17 protein-coding genes and 1 pseudogene are annotated in these 14,427 nt (G+C 61.1%); 16 read left to right on the top strand and 2 right to left on the bottom strand.

Annotation, left to right across the window (positions count from 1 at the left end; translation table 11 throughout):
- Window positions 1–104 precede the first annotated feature (104 nt).
- From AC0X69_RS10610 to AC0X69_RS10590, 5 genes are all read left to right on the top strand, one after another.
- Window positions 105–1,412 (top strand): tyrosine-type recombinase/integrase, encoded by a 1,308-nt coding sequence (locus AC0X69_RS10610; RefSeq protein WP_482607477.1) that lies wholly within the window; start codon window positions 105–107, stop codon window positions 1,410–1,412.
- A gap of 200 nt (window positions 1,413–1,612) precedes the next feature.
- Window positions 1,613–2,809, top strand: coding sequence for a DUF932 domain-containing protein (locus AC0X69_RS10605; RefSeq protein WP_482607475.1), 1,197 nt, complete (start codon window positions 1,613–1,615; stop codon window positions 2,807–2,809).
- 175 nt (window positions 2,810–2,984) lie between these two features.
- Window positions 2,985–5,129, top strand: a complete 2,145-nt coding sequence (locus tag AC0X69_RS10600) for a ParB/RepB/Spo0J family partition protein (protein ID WP_482607473.1) — start codon at window positions 2,985–2,987, stop codon at window positions 5,127–5,129.
- A gap of 70 nt (window positions 5,130–5,199) precedes the next feature.
- Entirely contained in the window at window positions 5,200–6,258 is a 1,059-nt protein-coding gene (locus AC0X69_RS10595; RefSeq protein WP_482607471.1) for a DUF7146 domain-containing protein, read from the top strand.
- A 308-nt stretch (window positions 6,259–6,566) separates the two neighbouring features.
- Window positions 6,567–7,526: a DUF2493 domain-containing protein gene (locus tag AC0X69_RS10590; protein ID WP_482607470.1), complete on the top strand. Its 960-nt coding sequence runs from the start codon at window positions 6,567–6,569 to the stop codon at window positions 7,524–7,526.
- 46 nt (window positions 7,527–7,572) lie between these two features.
- On the opposite strand, the pseudogene AC0X69_RS10585 reads toward AC0X69_RS10590, so the two are convergent.
- A pseudogene (locus tag AC0X69_RS10585) lies at window positions 7,573–7,965 on the bottom strand (MerR family transcriptional regulator); the annotation flags it as partial.
- 70 nt (window positions 7,966–8,035) lie between these two features.
- On the opposite strand from AC0X69_RS10585, the gene AC0X69_RS10580 reads away from it, so the two are divergent.
- The 4 genes from AC0X69_RS10580 to AC0X69_RS10565 all read left to right on the top strand — a co-directional run bounded on the left by AC0X69_RS10580 (window position 8,036) and on the right by AC0X69_RS10565 (window position 9,972).
- Window positions 8,036–8,467, top strand: coding sequence for a mercury transporter MerT (locus AC0X69_RS10580; RefSeq protein WP_482607468.1), 432 nt, complete (start codon window positions 8,036–8,038; stop codon window positions 8,465–8,467).
- Complete coding sequence (locus AC0X69_RS10575) at window positions 8,468–8,710, top strand: GDCCVxC domain-containing (seleno)protein (RefSeq protein WP_482607466.1); 243 nt, start codon at window positions 8,468–8,470, stop codon at window positions 8,708–8,710. It begins immediately after the preceding gene.
- Between the two features lie 24 nt (window positions 8,711–8,734).
- A complete protein-coding gene (locus AC0X69_RS10570; protein WP_482607464.1) occupies window positions 8,735–9,037 on the top strand; it encodes a hypothetical protein in 303 nt (100 codons plus the stop codon).
- Between the two features lie 611 nt (window positions 9,038–9,648).
- The gene (locus AC0X69_RS10565) at window positions 9,649–9,972 is read left to right on the top strand and encodes a DUF736 domain-containing protein (RefSeq protein ID WP_482607462.1); all 324 of its coding nucleotides are present in this window, start codon (window positions 9,649–9,651) and stop codon (window positions 9,970–9,972) included.
- A gap of 54 nt (window positions 9,973–10,026) precedes the next feature.
- On the opposite strand, the gene AC0X69_RS10560 is transcribed toward AC0X69_RS10565, so the two are convergent.
- Window positions 10,027–10,365, bottom strand: coding sequence for a helix-turn-helix domain-containing protein (locus AC0X69_RS10560; protein WP_482613361.1), 339 nt, complete (start codon window positions 10,363–10,365; stop codon window positions 10,027–10,029).
- A gap of 117 nt (window positions 10,366–10,482) precedes the next feature.
- On the opposite strand from AC0X69_RS10560, the gene AC0X69_RS10555 reads away from it, so the two are divergent.
- From AC0X69_RS10555 to AC0X69_RS10525, 7 genes are all read left to right on the top strand, one after another.
- The gene (locus AC0X69_RS10555; protein ID WP_482607460.1) at window positions 10,483–10,773 is read left to right on the top strand and encodes a hypothetical protein; all 291 of its coding nucleotides are present in this window, start codon (window positions 10,483–10,485) and stop codon (window positions 10,771–10,773) included.
- Between the two features lie 183 nt (window positions 10,774–10,956).
- The gene (locus tag AC0X69_RS10550) at window positions 10,957–11,151 is read left to right on the top strand and encodes a transcriptional regulator domain-containing protein (protein ID WP_482607458.1); all 195 of its coding nucleotides are present in this window, start codon (window positions 10,957–10,959) and stop codon (window positions 11,149–11,151) included.
- A 286-nt stretch (window positions 11,152–11,437) separates the two neighbouring features.
- Entirely contained in the window at window positions 11,438–11,701 is a 264-nt protein-coding gene (locus AC0X69_RS10545; protein WP_482607456.1) for a DUF2285 domain-containing protein, read from the top strand.
- Between the two features lie 182 nt (window positions 11,702–11,883).
- Window positions 11,884–12,168, top strand: a complete 285-nt coding sequence (locus AC0X69_RS10540; RefSeq protein WP_482607454.1) for a helix-turn-helix transcriptional regulator — start codon at window positions 11,884–11,886, stop codon at window positions 12,166–12,168.
- 17 nt (window positions 12,169–12,185) lie between these two features.
- Entirely contained in the window at window positions 12,186–13,079 is an 894-nt protein-coding gene (locus tag AC0X69_RS10535; protein ID WP_482607452.1) for a replication initiator protein A, read from the top strand.
- A 379-nt stretch (window positions 13,080–13,458) separates the two neighbouring features.
- The gene (locus tag AC0X69_RS10530) at window positions 13,459–13,926 is read left to right on the top strand and encodes a DUF2840 domain-containing protein (RefSeq protein ID WP_482607450.1); all 468 of its coding nucleotides are present in this window, start codon (window positions 13,459–13,461) and stop codon (window positions 13,924–13,926) included.
- The gene (locus tag AC0X69_RS10525) at window positions 13,923–14,423 is read left to right on the top strand and encodes a S26 family signal peptidase (RefSeq protein ID WP_482607448.1); all 501 of its coding nucleotides are present in this window, start codon (window positions 13,923–13,925) and stop codon (window positions 14,421–14,423) included. Before AC0X69_RS10530 ends, AC0X69_RS10525 begins: the two co-directional genes overlap by 4 nt.
- The last annotated feature ends 4 nt before the right edge of the window (window positions 14,424–14,427 follow it).

Below are 14,427 nucleotides of genomic sequence, written 5' to 3'. Positions count from 1 at the left end.
GCGACTTGCTGTCTCCACCTTGCTGACGCCTTGCTAGAACGGTGCTCGAACGCTAACCTTTTTCTCGTTTCGAGTGACGTCCTTCCAGCCAAATTGGAGGAGGCATGCGCGACAAAATCACTAAGCGATCGGTCGATGCAATCGAGCCTGCGCTGTGCGACACGTTCCTGTGGGACACCGAGATTCCTGGATTTGGTTGCAAGGTCACCCCTAAGGGAGCCCGCATCTATGTCTTGCAATATGGGCGAGCTGGTCGCGACCATCGCGTCACCATCGGACGCCACGGCGTCGAATTTACAGCCGAGCAGGCGCGCAACGAGGCACGCCGTCTACGTGGTCTAATCGCCTCTGGCGGAAACCCGGCTCTCGAACGATCGCGAGATCGCTCCGAGCCGACCGTCGCCGCGCTCGGACAGCGTTATATTGATGAATATGCTCGACCGCATAAGAAGCCTTCAGGACTTGCTCAGGATCGACGAAACCTCGACAATCACATCATCCCGCTGATCGGCTCACTCAAAATCTCAGAGGTCGAGCGCCAAGACATTGCGCGCGTCATGCGGGATGTGGCAGCAGGTAAAACCGCGAAGGACGAGAAGACGAAACTTCAGGGCAGGCGCATTGTGCGCGGTGGCGAAATCGTCGCCAACCGCGTTCAAGCGCTCCTATCGAAAATGTTCGAACTGGCCGAGGATTGGAAATTTCGTCCTCCGAATTCCAATCCGTGCCGCGGGGCCAAGCGCTTTGCGGAACACAAGATAGAACGTTACCTGTCGTTCGATGAATTTGCCCGTCTGGGAAAGGCGTTGGCCGCAGCCGAGGAGGGACGCCTCGTGCCCGATGTTCAACGTATGCCAAGCGAACCCCAAAAAAGTCGCAACGGCGGTTGTAAGAAACGTCCGAAGCCGCGTTCACAGAATCCACATGCAGTCGCTGCGATTCGACTGTTGCTGCTCACGGGATGCCGACTCGGCGAAATTCTGGAACTGCAATGGTCAAACGTCGATCTCGAAAGACGTTTACTACTCCTTCCTGACAGCAAAACTGGGGCAAAGACCGTTTATCTTTCAGAAGCGGCGCTGACGGTTTTAACATGTGTCGAGCGAATCGAAGGCAATCCGCATGTTTTTCCCGGCAAGCGGCTATCGGAACCGCTCCGATCTATACGGAAACCGTGGGAACACATTTGCAAGGCTGCGCAGCTCCAAAACATCCGACTGCACGATTTGCGCCACAGTTTCGCGAGCATCGGCGCTGCTAACGGTCTCAGCCTCCCCATAATTGGCGCGCTGCTCGGCCATTCGCAACCGAACACCACCGCGCGTTACGCTCACCTTGCTGCGTCCCCACTTCATCAGGCCGTGGACGCCATCGGCAAGCAAATCGCCGGCGCGATGAATCGTTTGTCTTAACTACTTGCCGACAGCCGCTCGCTGCTCTCGAGACTTGAGTGCAATTAATGTTTTCTCTAACGACATCGCTTCCGGCACGCCCTGTTGCAGAGCAATCACTTATTCTGGCAACCTCCCAAGAGAGTGAGAGCTTGGACCGATTTCCATGACGGGTTGAGGACCGGGAGAGAGTTTCCCGGCACCCGTCATGGAGACGGACCATGACTCAGGTGGAATTTCTGGACGCCGCGCGTGGACACGACGGCGGCTACAAGGTGGATGCGAGCCGCGGCGCGCGGATTGGACGCGTGTCCTCTGAATGGTTCTCGCGGCCCGCGGATGAGCGGTATCTGTCGCTGTCGGAGCTGTTCGCGGCCGTGTACGGCCGGACCGAGCGCAGCCGAACGCGCACGGTAGAGAGCGCTGCGATCCGCGTCGAAGCCAGACGCGACGATTCCGATAAGCTTGCGCTCTCGCTGCCTGGTTCCGATGCGCCAATCGCGCCGACGCATTGGAGCTTCGGGCAACTCGCCAGTCTCGTCGGCGCGCCCGCGACATATCTGCGTCAGCTGCCGGCATCGCTCGCGGGGATCAATCTGCAATATGGGCTGAGCTCGCATCGCGCCGAGCAGGTCAAGACCCTCGAGATCGACGACGGTCGCGTTGAGCTGCGCGCAGTGACCGGTCCAGACTATGGCCGGATCTTCGATTATGAACTCGTATCCGCAGTGCAGCGCATCGCGGGCGATGGGACAGGCGACACGCGCTGGAAAGTTCCGGGCGTGCTCGACTGGTCGACAGGAATCTACAACCCCAATGTCGACGTGACACAGGATACGACGACACTCTATGCCTCAGACCGCGACGTCTTCCTCTTCCTCGTCGATGATCTGAACCCGATCGAGGCCGGCCGTCTGCCTGACGGGTCGCCTGATCTTTTCTTTCGAGGTTTCTACTGCTGGAACTCAGAAGTCGGCGCGAAAACGCTAGGCATTGCGAGCTTTTATCTTCGGGCCGTTTGTCAGAACCGCAATCTTTGGGGCGTCGAGGATTTCGAAGAGATCACGATCCGCCATTCCAAATATGCAGCATCGCGCTTCGCGCATGAGGCGGCGCCGGCGCTGACAAGATTCGCCAATTCCTCGCCCATGCCATTCATCAATGGCGTCAAGGCTGCGCGGGAACGGATTGTCGCCCACAATGACGATGATCGCGCCGAATTCCTGCGCAAGCGCGGCTTTTCGAAACCGGAGACCGCGAAGATCATCGAAACGGTGCTGACTGAGGAAGGTCGCAAGCCGGAAAGTGTCTTCGATTTCGTGCAGGGGATTACAGCGATCGCGCGTAAGAAGACGCATCAGGACGCAAGGCTCGATCTCGAGACGCGTGCAAAGAAACTGTTCGACCGCGCGGCGTAATTCCAGGCCCTACTGGCGCAGTGGCAAGCGCTGTGTGCGGCGCCCCTTGCTACTCTTGCCCTCAACTCCGTGATGTCCCGGCGTCGCCCTTAAAGTCAGAGGGCGGCGCTGCGCTTCGTGACGGGTTGGAGGCCAGGAGAGAGGCTCTCGGCCGCCCGTCGCGGAGTTCATTGCCATGGCCAAGTCGGCTCAGAAAATTCAGCTCAGCGCCTCGCGCGACATCCCCTTCAATAAGCTGGTCCTGTCCCAGGCGAATGTTCGCCGCATCAAGGCCGGCGTCTCGATCGAAGAACTCGCGGAGGATATCGCCCGCCGCACGCTCCTGCAGAGCATCACCGTGCGGCCTGTCCTCGACGAGCATGGCACCGAGACCATGTTCGAGATTCCGGCGGGCGGGCGCCGCTACCGCGCGCTGGAGCTTCTCGTTAAGCAGAAGCGCCTGGCACGCAACGCCCCCATCCCCTGCGTCATTCGTTTGGAAGGAACTCCTGAGGAAGACAGCCTCGCTGAAAATATCCAGCGCGCGCCCTTGCATCCCCTAGATCAGTTCCAGGCTTTTCTGACCTTGCGCGAGAAGGGCCAAAGTGAGGAGGAGATCGCCGCCGCCTTTTTCGTCAGCGTCGCCGTCGTGAAGCAGCGGCTGCGGCTTGCCTCCGTGTCCCCAAACCTTCTGGACATCTACGCCGAGGACGGCATGACGCTCGATCAGCTCATGGCCTTTACCGTCAATCCTGACCATGAGCGTCAGGAGCAGGTCTGGGAGGCGATCCAGCGCTCCTACAACAAGGAAGCCTATCAAATCCGCCGCCTTCTCACCGAAGGCGCGGTGCGGGCTTCAGACAAGCGCGCGCAATATGTCGCCGAAGACTACCTCGCCGCCGGCGGGCCTATCATGCGCGACCTTTTCCAGAGCGATGACGGCGGCTGGCTACAGGATGTCGCCCTGCTTGAACGGCTGGTCGCCGAAAAGCTGGCGCGCGACGCCGAACCCATTTGCCAGGAGGGCTGGAAATGGGTCGAGACGGCGATCGACTTTCCCTATGGCCACACCTATGGGCTCCGCCACCTTCAGGGCGAACGCCAGCCTTTGAGCGAAGAAGAAGTCGCAACACGTGAGTCGCTTCGTCTCGAAGCCGCTCAGCTCGAAGCGGACTATTCCGAAGCCGACGAAATCCCCGAGGAAGTCGATATGCGACTTGGGGAGATCGAGGCGGCGCTCGAAGCGATGGAAGACCGCCCGGTTATTTACGCGCAGGAGGATATCGCCCGCGCGGGCGTTTTTGTCAGCATCGACGGCTCTGGACGGCTGCGGGTCGAGCGCGGCTACGTCCGCCCCAAGGACGAAGCGCAAAGCGAGAAGCCCGAAGCATCAACCGCCAGAATCGAGATCGAAGAAGCCGCTGGCGCGGGTTCGACTGCGGCCGTCATGCCTCATCCCGACGCATCCGATGGCGATGACGCTGTTCGAACGAGCCCAGTGGAAGACGAGGAAGACGAAGGCGTTAGGCCTTTGGCGGACAAATTGCTGACCGAACTGACCGCCTATCGCACGCTGGCGCTGCGCGAGGCGCTCGGCAATGACCCGGACACCGCGTTCCTCGCGGCGCTTCATGCCCTGTGTCTGCGGCTCTTCTATCGCTATGGCTCCGACACCTGTCTTGAGATCGAAGCAAAGAATGTTCGTTTCGGCGCACAGGCGCCAGGTCTCTCGGATACGCCGCTCGCAGCGAAGGTCGACCCGCGTCATCTCGACTGGTCGCAGCAACTCCCGGCGGAGCCGCAAGACCTCTGGGACGCACTCACGACCTTTGACGCCGAAGCGCGCCAGCAACTCTTCGCACATTGCGTCTCGCTGACGGTAAACGCCGTGCACGAGCCCTGGAGCCGACGGCCGCGCGCTATCGCCCATGCGGATTGTCTCGCGGTTTCGCTTTCCCTCGACATCGCAGCAACGGGGTGGACGCCAACGGTCGACAATTTCCTCGGCCGCGTCACCAAGGCGCGGATGGTCCAGGCGGTTCGCGAAGCAAAAGGCGCCGACGCCGCCCGGCGCATCGAGGGGCTGAAGAAGGGCGACATGGCGCAAGAAGTGGAACAGCTTCTTTCCGGAACGAACTGGCTTCCTGAGCCGCTCCGCACGCCTGAACATCCGCTGAATGTTTCGGCGGAAGCATCTTCCGATGCCGCCGGTCCGGAAGACTCCGCGGCCGTCGAACAATCGGCGGCGATCGAAAGCGAATCGGCCATCGACCAAACCACGCCCAGGGACGATGCTGATCGGGCGTCGGTCGACGGCCCCCAGGGCATCGCCGCCGAGTAGACCTCCCCGAGGCCGATAGCGAGGGGCTCGCCAGAGATGGCGGGCCCCTTTTTTCTTGGAGGATGAATCAGTGTCGAACTCGGTCGCCTCGGAACTGGCCAGCCGCCTCGCGCAAGAGGCTGAGGCGGTCTGCCGCCGGTATTTATCGAACGGTCGTCGCTCGGGCGGCTATTGGCTCGTCGGCGACATCAACAATACGCCGGGCTGCTCGCTTTTTGTGCGCCTGAAAGGCGACGCATATGGAAGAACCGCCGCCGGCAAATGGGTGGATGCGGCGACGGGCGAGCACGGCGATTTGCTCGACGTCATCCGCATCCGATGCAATTTGAGCAATTTCGGCGACGTGCTCGACGAGGCGCGGCGCTTGTTGAACAGCGAGCGATGCGGCGCAATGCCCACGTCGACAAACCCTGCTTCACTCTCTCCGGCCGGCTCTCCCGAGTCGGCGTGCCGATTGTTCCACATGTCGCGCCCGATCGCGGGCACGCTGGCGGAAACCTATCTCAGACATCGCGGCATCACGGCCTTTCTCGAAACAAGCGCGCTTCGCTTTCATCCGCGCTGCTACTACCGCCCCGATCGACACGCGCCGACGCAGGCCTTTCCGGCGCTGATCGCCGCTATCACCGACGCCTCAGGCGACATCGTCGGCGTTCAGCGCACGTGGCTCGATCCGTCCGGCCAGGACAAAGCCGCGATCGAAACGCCGAGGCGGGCCATGGGTCAGCTGCGCGGTCATGGCGTCTGGTTCGGATCTGTCGTCGACGCTATGGTGGCCGGCGAAGGCGTCGAGACCATGATGTCGCTTCGGTGTGCACTACCGCGCCTGCCTATGATCGCGGCGCTCTCCGCCAGCAATCTGGCGGGCCTGTCGCTCCCGCCGACTTTGCGCCGCCTCTACATCGCGCGCGACAATGACGCCGCCGGAGACGATGCGACGGACCAACTCGCGCAGCGAGCGTCATCAGCCGGCGTTGAGACGATCGTCCTGTCGCCGATGTTCGCCGACTTCAACGACGACCTCCGCCTTCTCGGCATCGAACTTCTTGCGGCGCTGCGAACGCAGCTCGCTCCTGAAGATGTCGTTCGCTTCATCCCCCGAATGTCAACGCACAGCGCGGTCGGTTGATCGACGGCCCAATCCGGACGGCGCAATCGAAGAATTGCTCGTGGCGATCCTGATCGCCGAAAGGGCCGAGCCTGCGGCCTTCAAGAGGGGTTGGTCCTGCGGCAAGCGATCCGGCGCCGCAACGGCGGACGGCAACTATTTTCCGCCGCGCCCTCAAGGGGCGCTTTGCAGCGCGAAACAAAATAGCCGCCGCCCGCCATCCTGCGCTGCGCTACGGCCGCTACGCGGTGCGCGCCGGCTCTTCCTTGCCGCCTAGGACGCCCATGCAGGCCGCGAAGGGCGCGGCCGATCCGGCAAAGGGCTGCGCCATGACAATCCATTCAAATGAGACACGACCGGCTTCACCCCTCGCGACCTCTCCGACCGATCGCGTTCTCACCGAGTTGCAACTCTATGGCTTTCGTCCCTTCGAGGGCGAACCCGACCCTCGGCCATTGCCGGAAGCGCAGTCTATCGCCGGCGCGGTCGCGGACATCTTCGACGCGCTCGTCTCGACGTTGTCAGATACGCGTCTCGAACCGGATATCGAAGATCTGCTGTGGTCGACGGTCAATATCTTTCATCGCGCCGTGCTGCGGACCGAACGTGGGCTCGACGACAATGAGGCCGCCCAAAAGCGCAGCCAGAAAGAGCAGGACGGCTCCGAAATCCGCTCGGTCGAATTGGAGCGTCTGATCGCTGCGGGCGTTACGCTGATCGAGCGCCGCGACAGCATGGAGCTTTTCCGCGACGAGGCCGCCGATCAATTCGAGCGCCATACCGGATCAGCTTGGCGACCCCGGTCGGGTTCCAGAGTCAATCACCGCGCTTTGACCTCCGCAATGATAGACAGTCGTGATTTTATCGCCGCCAAACGTCGCGCCGATTCCGACGCACTTCTTCCCCCCGGTCCAAAAATCGCCTTTACCGGCGGACTCGATTTCAACGATCATCGGGCAATCTGGGATCGTCTCGACAAGGCTCTCGCGAAACATCCCGATATGGCGCTATTGCACGGCGGATCGCCTAAGGGCGCCGAACGCATCGCCGCCTGCTGGGCCGAGAACCGCGCGGTTCCGCAGATCATCTTCAAACCCGACTGGAAGCGTCACGCTAAGGCTGCGCCATTCAAGCGAAACGACCACATGCTGGCGACGCTGCCAATCGGCGTCATCGTCTTTCCCGGGTCAGGCATCTCCGCCAATCTCGCCGATAAGGCGCGCATGCTCGGCATCCCGGTATGGAAATTCATCGACGGCGGCGCGTCGGCGCGTCAGATCGACTCTTGATGCGGCGATCAATCTTCGCCGATTGATTGATCGGCGCGCCTTTCGAAGCGGCCAGCATGTCGAGCACGGGGCATGATGGAGCAGGGTCGCCCGAGCAGCGGGAGACTGTATCGGCCAGAATATTCTCAAGTCTGGCGAGGTCTGCGAGCTTCGCTCGAACCTCGTCGAGATGCGCTTGCGCAATCTCTCTTACCTCGGCGCAGGACGCGCGGGACGGCTCGGCGAGCGCCAGAAGCGCGCGGATTTGCTCGATGCTGAATCCCAGCTCGCGAGCGCGGCGAATAAAGGCCAGCCGTCGGATATGACCTTCCTCATAGACGCGGTGCCCACTCGCCGTCCGCGCCGGAGACGGCATGAGCTCGATGCGCTCGTAATAGCGCACAGTTTCGAGATTGACGCCCGTCGCCGCCGCAAGTTGCCCAATGCTGAAAGGCTGCATATTTCGCTTGCACCCGTAGTTGCTACGGGTTGCAGAATAGCCCCTACGTCGAGAAAGGGCGAGCTAAGCTATGACCGTCAACCACGCCGCACAAAAAACCACGCCAGACGCTCCGTCTTCCTCCGCCGCGCCAGCGACGCCGAAGTGGTTCGCGGCCTTTGGACTTGTCGCGGGTCTCGGCGCGGTCGTGGCATCGTCGTGCTGCGTCATTCCCCTCGGATTAGCCGCTCTCGGCGCAGGCGCGGGCGTGCTGGGCGGACTCGAAGCGGTCGCGATGTGGCGCGCTCCGCTGCTCTCTGTCAGCGCCCTGGCAGTTGTCGGGGGCTGGGGAGCGTGGTGGTTGAAGCGTCCCGTTGCCTGCGCATCGGACGCAAGCTGCGCGTCGCCCGGTCGCTCGCGCGCAACGCTGGCGTTGCTCCTCTGCGCGTCGACGGCCGTACTCGCGGCGGCAAGTTGGAGCTATATCGACCCAATGCTGCTCAAGCTTTTTGGAGGCCGCTGAATGCAACTCGTCTCGACCATTACTTGCCCGTCCTGCGGTCATAGATCAGCGGAAATGATGCCGACTGACGCTTGTCAGTTCTTCTACGAATGCAGGGGCTGCGGCGCCCTCCTCAAGCCAAAGGCGGGGGATTGCTGCGTGTTCTGCTCCTATGGCGACGTTCCGTGCCCGCCGGTTCAGGAAGCAGGAGAGCATGGCCGCGCCGCCGGATGTTGTTCGGGCATGCAGCATGGGAGTTTATGAAATCGGTTCGATGGCCGGTTACACATGTCCGAAGATGGATCTCTTGATTCGCTGGGCGCGTTGCTGGCCGGCGTGATCGCCGCCGCACTTACGCTCGGTTTGGCGCAGCGCATTTTTGCGGCGACGCATTCCCCCACGAGCCGGGCGCTCATTGGATCTATTTACACAGTGCCAGCTGTCGTCGCCGGCTATCATGCCGCTCTTGGCCTCTCGCGTTTGACGGCGACACCTTCTGTATGGCGGCAAGCGCTTGCGGTCGTTGGCTCGATCGTGACGGCGGCTGTTGCGTGGTCACGTATTCGCCAAAGTGCAGAGCGCACTAACTGACTGGAGACAGCGCCTCTTGTCTTGGTCTCTGCGCCCGGCTAGCGAATCGCACGCGTGCAACTTTGCCGTCGTCCATAGATGCAGGGAGCGGTCTGCGTCATGCTCTAAGGCGACTTATTCGAGCCTCGCTGTGTCGCCGGGCGTTCGAGAAATTCGTGACGGCGGTGCATCCGGTCGCCAGCTGCCTTACCTTTGTTCTCGGCAGATATGTTGGAAGCGACCCATTCCTGACGCCCCGCCTTTTCGCGCGCGGCTACTTCCTTTCCCTCGCTTTGAATTCCGACGGTCTTGTTTTTTTGCCCACCCGTTGGCGAAGTCATCTCTAGAGGTTGCTGTCTGGCCAGCTACGACCATCACGACCTCTCTTATGGCTTCATCTGGCCGAAGACCGGCTGCGCCTCGATCGCCATAGCCGCAACAGCATAGGCGCAACTTTCTTCCCCTGACGCCTGCGGCGTCATTCCTCGCGAAGCAAGAAAGCCGCGCCCATGCCGTCCTCCGCTTCGCTGCTGCCCTGCGGGTGCGTCGGCGAGTCGCCTTCGGCCTGTTGATCGCCATCGAGGCCGCGATGGTCGCGGGCTCGAAGACAGCAGAACCTAAGGAGACTTACCATGGCGAACATCGGCTCTTTCAAGAAATCCGGCAACGAATTCCTCGGCGAAATCGTGACGCTCAGCGTCCAGGCCAAAGGCGTCCGCATCGTCCCCGAGGCCAACCGTGCCAACGACAACGCCCCGAGTCATCGAGTCTTCGTCGGTCGTGCGGAAATCGGCGCCGCCTGGTCCAAGCGCTCCAACGAGGGCCGAGACTATCTCTCGGTCAAGCTCGACGATCCGAGCTTCACGGCTCCGATCTACGCCAATCTCTTCGACGACGAGGATGGCGACGGCTACTCGCTGATCTGGTCGCGGGGTCGCAAACCGAATGGCGACTGAACGCCAATGCCCCGCCTGAGACATCGGGCGGGGCAGTCCTTCCTTTCGGGTAAGTCACGCTTTGGCGCTTGGTTTTCCACTTGCTCGCGCTGTTTTCCTCGGAGCCTTTGACTCCCGTCGCTTCGCGCTACCTTTCGACCGCCCGCGCGCTTTCCCTTCGAGGCGTCGCGCCTCTTCTTCGCGCGCTTCATCATCCGGGGTGATCAAGGCGACATGATCCACGCCTAGCGCAAGCGCGATTTCGTAGAGGCTCACAATCGTTGGATTTCGGAGGCCGCGCTCAAGGCCGCTCACATATTGCTGGGTAAATCCCGACTGTTCGGCAAACTTCTCTTGCGTCAGGCCTTTCTCAAGCCTGATTCTTCGTACGTTTCTGCCGACCAGCCTCCGCATATCCATGAGGAAAGGCTGGACCGACACACACTATGAGGTTTATCCACTATAGTATGTATTTGCGCCCCAATTTCGCGCGAGACGCTCGCGGGAAAGATTGGCTAGAGTAAACATCTAATGTTCCCGGAATCGGAAACCGTGCCGCACACCAAAGCCAGCTCAATCGCCGACGTCGCGCCCACTGACGACCACGTGGTCGACTACGACCGCGCTCATTCGATCATTTATCTGCGATTGCTAGACGCCGCAAAGGAAGGCGCCGCTTGGGAAGAAGTAGCGAAAATCGTCCTTGGAATCGATTCGGAACGTGAGCCAGAACGCGCGAAGCGTGCCTACGATACGCATCTTAAGCGTGCAAAATGGATGACGATGAATGGTTACAAGCACCTTCTCGACGGGTCGCCGTGAGTGGTTCTTCGGGCCGAGTTTTGTAGCGCTAAATTGATATGGTTCGATCAGGCGCCATTGGGAAGGTGATGTAACGGGCCGTTCGCCGAGAACGATGGCGCCGCAGTTCCGGGATTTCTTAGACAAATTATCGACAAATAGTCTTTCAAACATTGGCTTAGCCACTCCACGATGAGAATATTCATGACAAGCGGCGATTGGCGCTCAGAAGGCGCATATGAGCATTTGCGAGATACAAACTGGCGCGACTACGCCTGGGAATATCTGCGGCGCAACGATGACTATCAGGCGCAATACGCCGATCCCGAGTTCCGGGCGCGGCTCGACGCCGGCGTAGACGGACCCGAGCGGTGTTGGGGGCTTCGATTTCGCGGTTGATCCAGCGCTGAACGCCGTCGAAGCGGAAATTTTCTGGCGTCCCGAATGCTGCTCCAGCGTTGTGATGCTCGACGCGCATCCAGCCCTTACCTCAATGCTCGTCTACGCGCCGCAAAATTGGCCCGACCTACGGTCTCGTCGCACGACGTCGGATGGAGACTATTTAATCCTTGGCGCGAGACGCCGGGAACATCGGCTCTGGTTGCCCGGCCCTCCGGCGCCAGGCGCCGCGCTTTCAGCGCTTATTCCCGTCGATAAGTCGACACAGACGCGTTCTGCGGCAACCTTGCGTTTTCTCCGCCATATCAGCGGGGCATCCTCCGCCGGCGCGGCGCAAATCCACGATAAGCGAATGTCAGAGATGCTCCGCGCCCTCGATGGACACCTAGTGAAGGCAACCTATCGCGACATTGCACAGCAACTATTCGGTCGTGAGCGACTGAACCGCGAGCCTTGGAAGACTTCCTCGATCCGCGCCACGACAATCCGCCTCGTGAAAGGCGGCATTGCGCTGATGCGCGGCGGCTATCGCAAGCTTCTGACAAAATAGCCGATCCGCTCGCGGACAATTCCGCTCAGCCGCTTTCCGCGTCGCGAGAACCGGCAACAGCGAGGGTGACGAATCTCGCACTCGATAAATTCGTCATCCCTCCCTCCGAACCTTCTCCGCCAGTGTGATCGACGACGGCCGCCGATCGTCGGCGGCGCGCCTCGCCATTCGAAGGTTCGATCATGTCCGCGCAATCAGCAGAACTCCCGCCGCGCTATCTGCGCACGCCCGAAGCCGCACGCTTCCTCGGTCTCTCTGGCCGCACGCTCGAAAAGCACCGCACCTATGGCACCGGCCCCCGCTACTCCAAGCTCGGCGGCCGTGTCGTTTATCGCGTCGACGACCTCCAGGCATGGGTAGAACGCGGAACCAAAGCCTCAACGTCCGATCCCGGCGTCGGGACCGTTTTGCCGGCGCGTCGCCACGCCAGTGACGTGCTCCTTCGCGTCAGTCAGCCGCGCCGTTGAGCTCTCGGACTCGCGCCATGGCACGCCGATCCGGCCGTCTCCTCAGCGACGAATGGGAGCAGCTCGAGTTGTTTCGCGCGCTCCCTGGCGATCTCGCGCCGCGCGACGCCCAGGACCTGATGTCCTACCCATTTTTCAGCCTCGCCAAATCCAAACGCTTGACGCCGATCGACTTCCGGATGGGAGAGATTGTCATCAAAGTCGAAGCGACGCCTGAGCACGGCATGGCGACCATTTGGGACGCCGACGTGCTCATTTGGGCGGCTTCCCAGATCGTCCAGGCGCGCGACAATGGCTTGAAAACATCGCGCCTGATGGCGGCGACTCCTTATGAGATTCTGACGTTCATCGGGCGCACGACGAGTGCGCGTGACTATCAGCGGCTGAAGGGTGCGCTCGACCGGCTGCAGTCGACAAGCGTCGCGACATCCATCCGCCAGCCGGCGGAGCGGCGGCGCCACCGCTTCTCCTGGATCAATGAATGGAAAGAAACCTCCGACGCGAACGGTCGGCCGCTCGGCGTCGAATTGATCCTGCCGGATTGGTTCTATGCGAGCATCCTGAATGAAGCCCTGGTGCTGACGATTGATCGGGAATATTTCGCGCTCACGGGCGGTTTGGAGCGCTGGCTCTATCGCCTCGTGCGCAAGCATGGCGGCCGTAAAGGCGGCGGCTGGAGTTTCGATTTCCGACATCTCCACGTGAAGTCCGGCGCACTGTCGCCGCTCAAACATTTTGCGTTCGACCTGCGCGACATCGTACGTCGGCAGCCGCTTCCAAACTACCAGCTCTCCATCCGTCACGGCCCGCTTGGTGACGAGCGTCTCGTCTTCGCGCCGATTCCACTCGACCCATTCGAGCGCGCTTTAGACCGCCTCGATTTATCTCTCCCCTCTGTGGATAAGCTGTGAAAACGTTCGTGCTATCGGGGACCGACCCTATCGTGCCATCAGGGACCAGATCCTCGTGCTATCGGGGACCAAAATGGTCACTAAAGCCCTGCTATGTCATCGTTCACGGCCTTCCTAACTGTACTAACATTGAATCCTTCGGATTCATTCTAACGGACAGCGCCGCAATCCACCTTGTGGACACTCCTGGCCAAGGTCTGCCGAAAAGAGAGGGCGGGCAGAGCCGTCGGTCCGCGTCCATCGTCATTTATCGGCGTCCCAAGGCCACGCTCCGAGGCCGCGCGCCTGCGCAAAAGCGGCGCATCGAGAGAACTCGCTCCATTATCGATCCATACGTCGCAATTAACTCGGAGAGTTCTGCGCCTTGCGGAGGCGCGCCATGACCCCGCTCACCGAAGTGGAGCTCTATTTTCTCAAGGGCAAGATCGAGCGCTGGATTCGTTTCGGCGCGCCTGGGAACGAACGCACGCTCGACCGTCGGCGACGCATAGCTTACTTCGCGCCGGGATCAATTTTCGCATTCGTCCGCTGGGCGTCGAACGGTTACGGGACGCTTGTTTCGCGCATCGATATTCTGCGCGCCTGCAAATCGATCGAGCCCTATTCGACTGTCCCCGCCGTCAAACCCGGCGCTGAAATTCTTCTGCGAGCGGTAGGCTGGAACAATGTTCAGCGGGTTCTGCGCGCCATCGACGCCGTCGAAGCGCTTGGCTTTGCGCCGCAAGATATTTGCCCGGATCATTGGCGGCATATCCACAGTCGGCTGGCTGCTGGCCTGCCGCCGCGGCCCTATACGCGAGAACGCCATAAGGCCTGGCTCCTGCGCGCGAGGGTAAAGTCCAAATGATCAGATCCATCGTTCTCACATTGCTCGCAAGCTGCGCCGTCGCGTCAACATTCGCGGCGACGCACGATCCGCTTGTGGTTTGGAACGCTTCCGCCAGCGTCCCAATAGGTCTCTATTCCGTGCAGTCTATAGGCAAACTCGCCGTCACCGATCTTGTCGTCGCACGGCCGACCAATGAGCTGTCAAACTGGCTTACCGAACGCGCCTATCTCGCCTCCGGCGCGCTGCTGATCAAGCGGGTTGCGGCATTGCCAGGGCAATCAATCTGCCGCAACGGGCGGGCCGTGACGGTCGACGGCATCGATATGGCCGAGGCTCAGGAACGCGACCACCTCGGGCGACCGCTGCCTACTTGGAGCGGCTGCCTTTCGGTGGCTCCAGGCAAAGTCTTTCTTCTCAACTGGGATGAATCCTCGTCGCTCGACGGACGCTACTTCGGGACCATTCCTTTGGAAAAGTTGATTGGACGCGCAGTCCCGCTTTGGACGTGGGAGTGACGCG

This window comes from Methylocystis sp. Uni0008, assembly GCF_056838045.1.
This window is presented reverse-complemented; position numbering and strand designations above follow the sequence as displayed.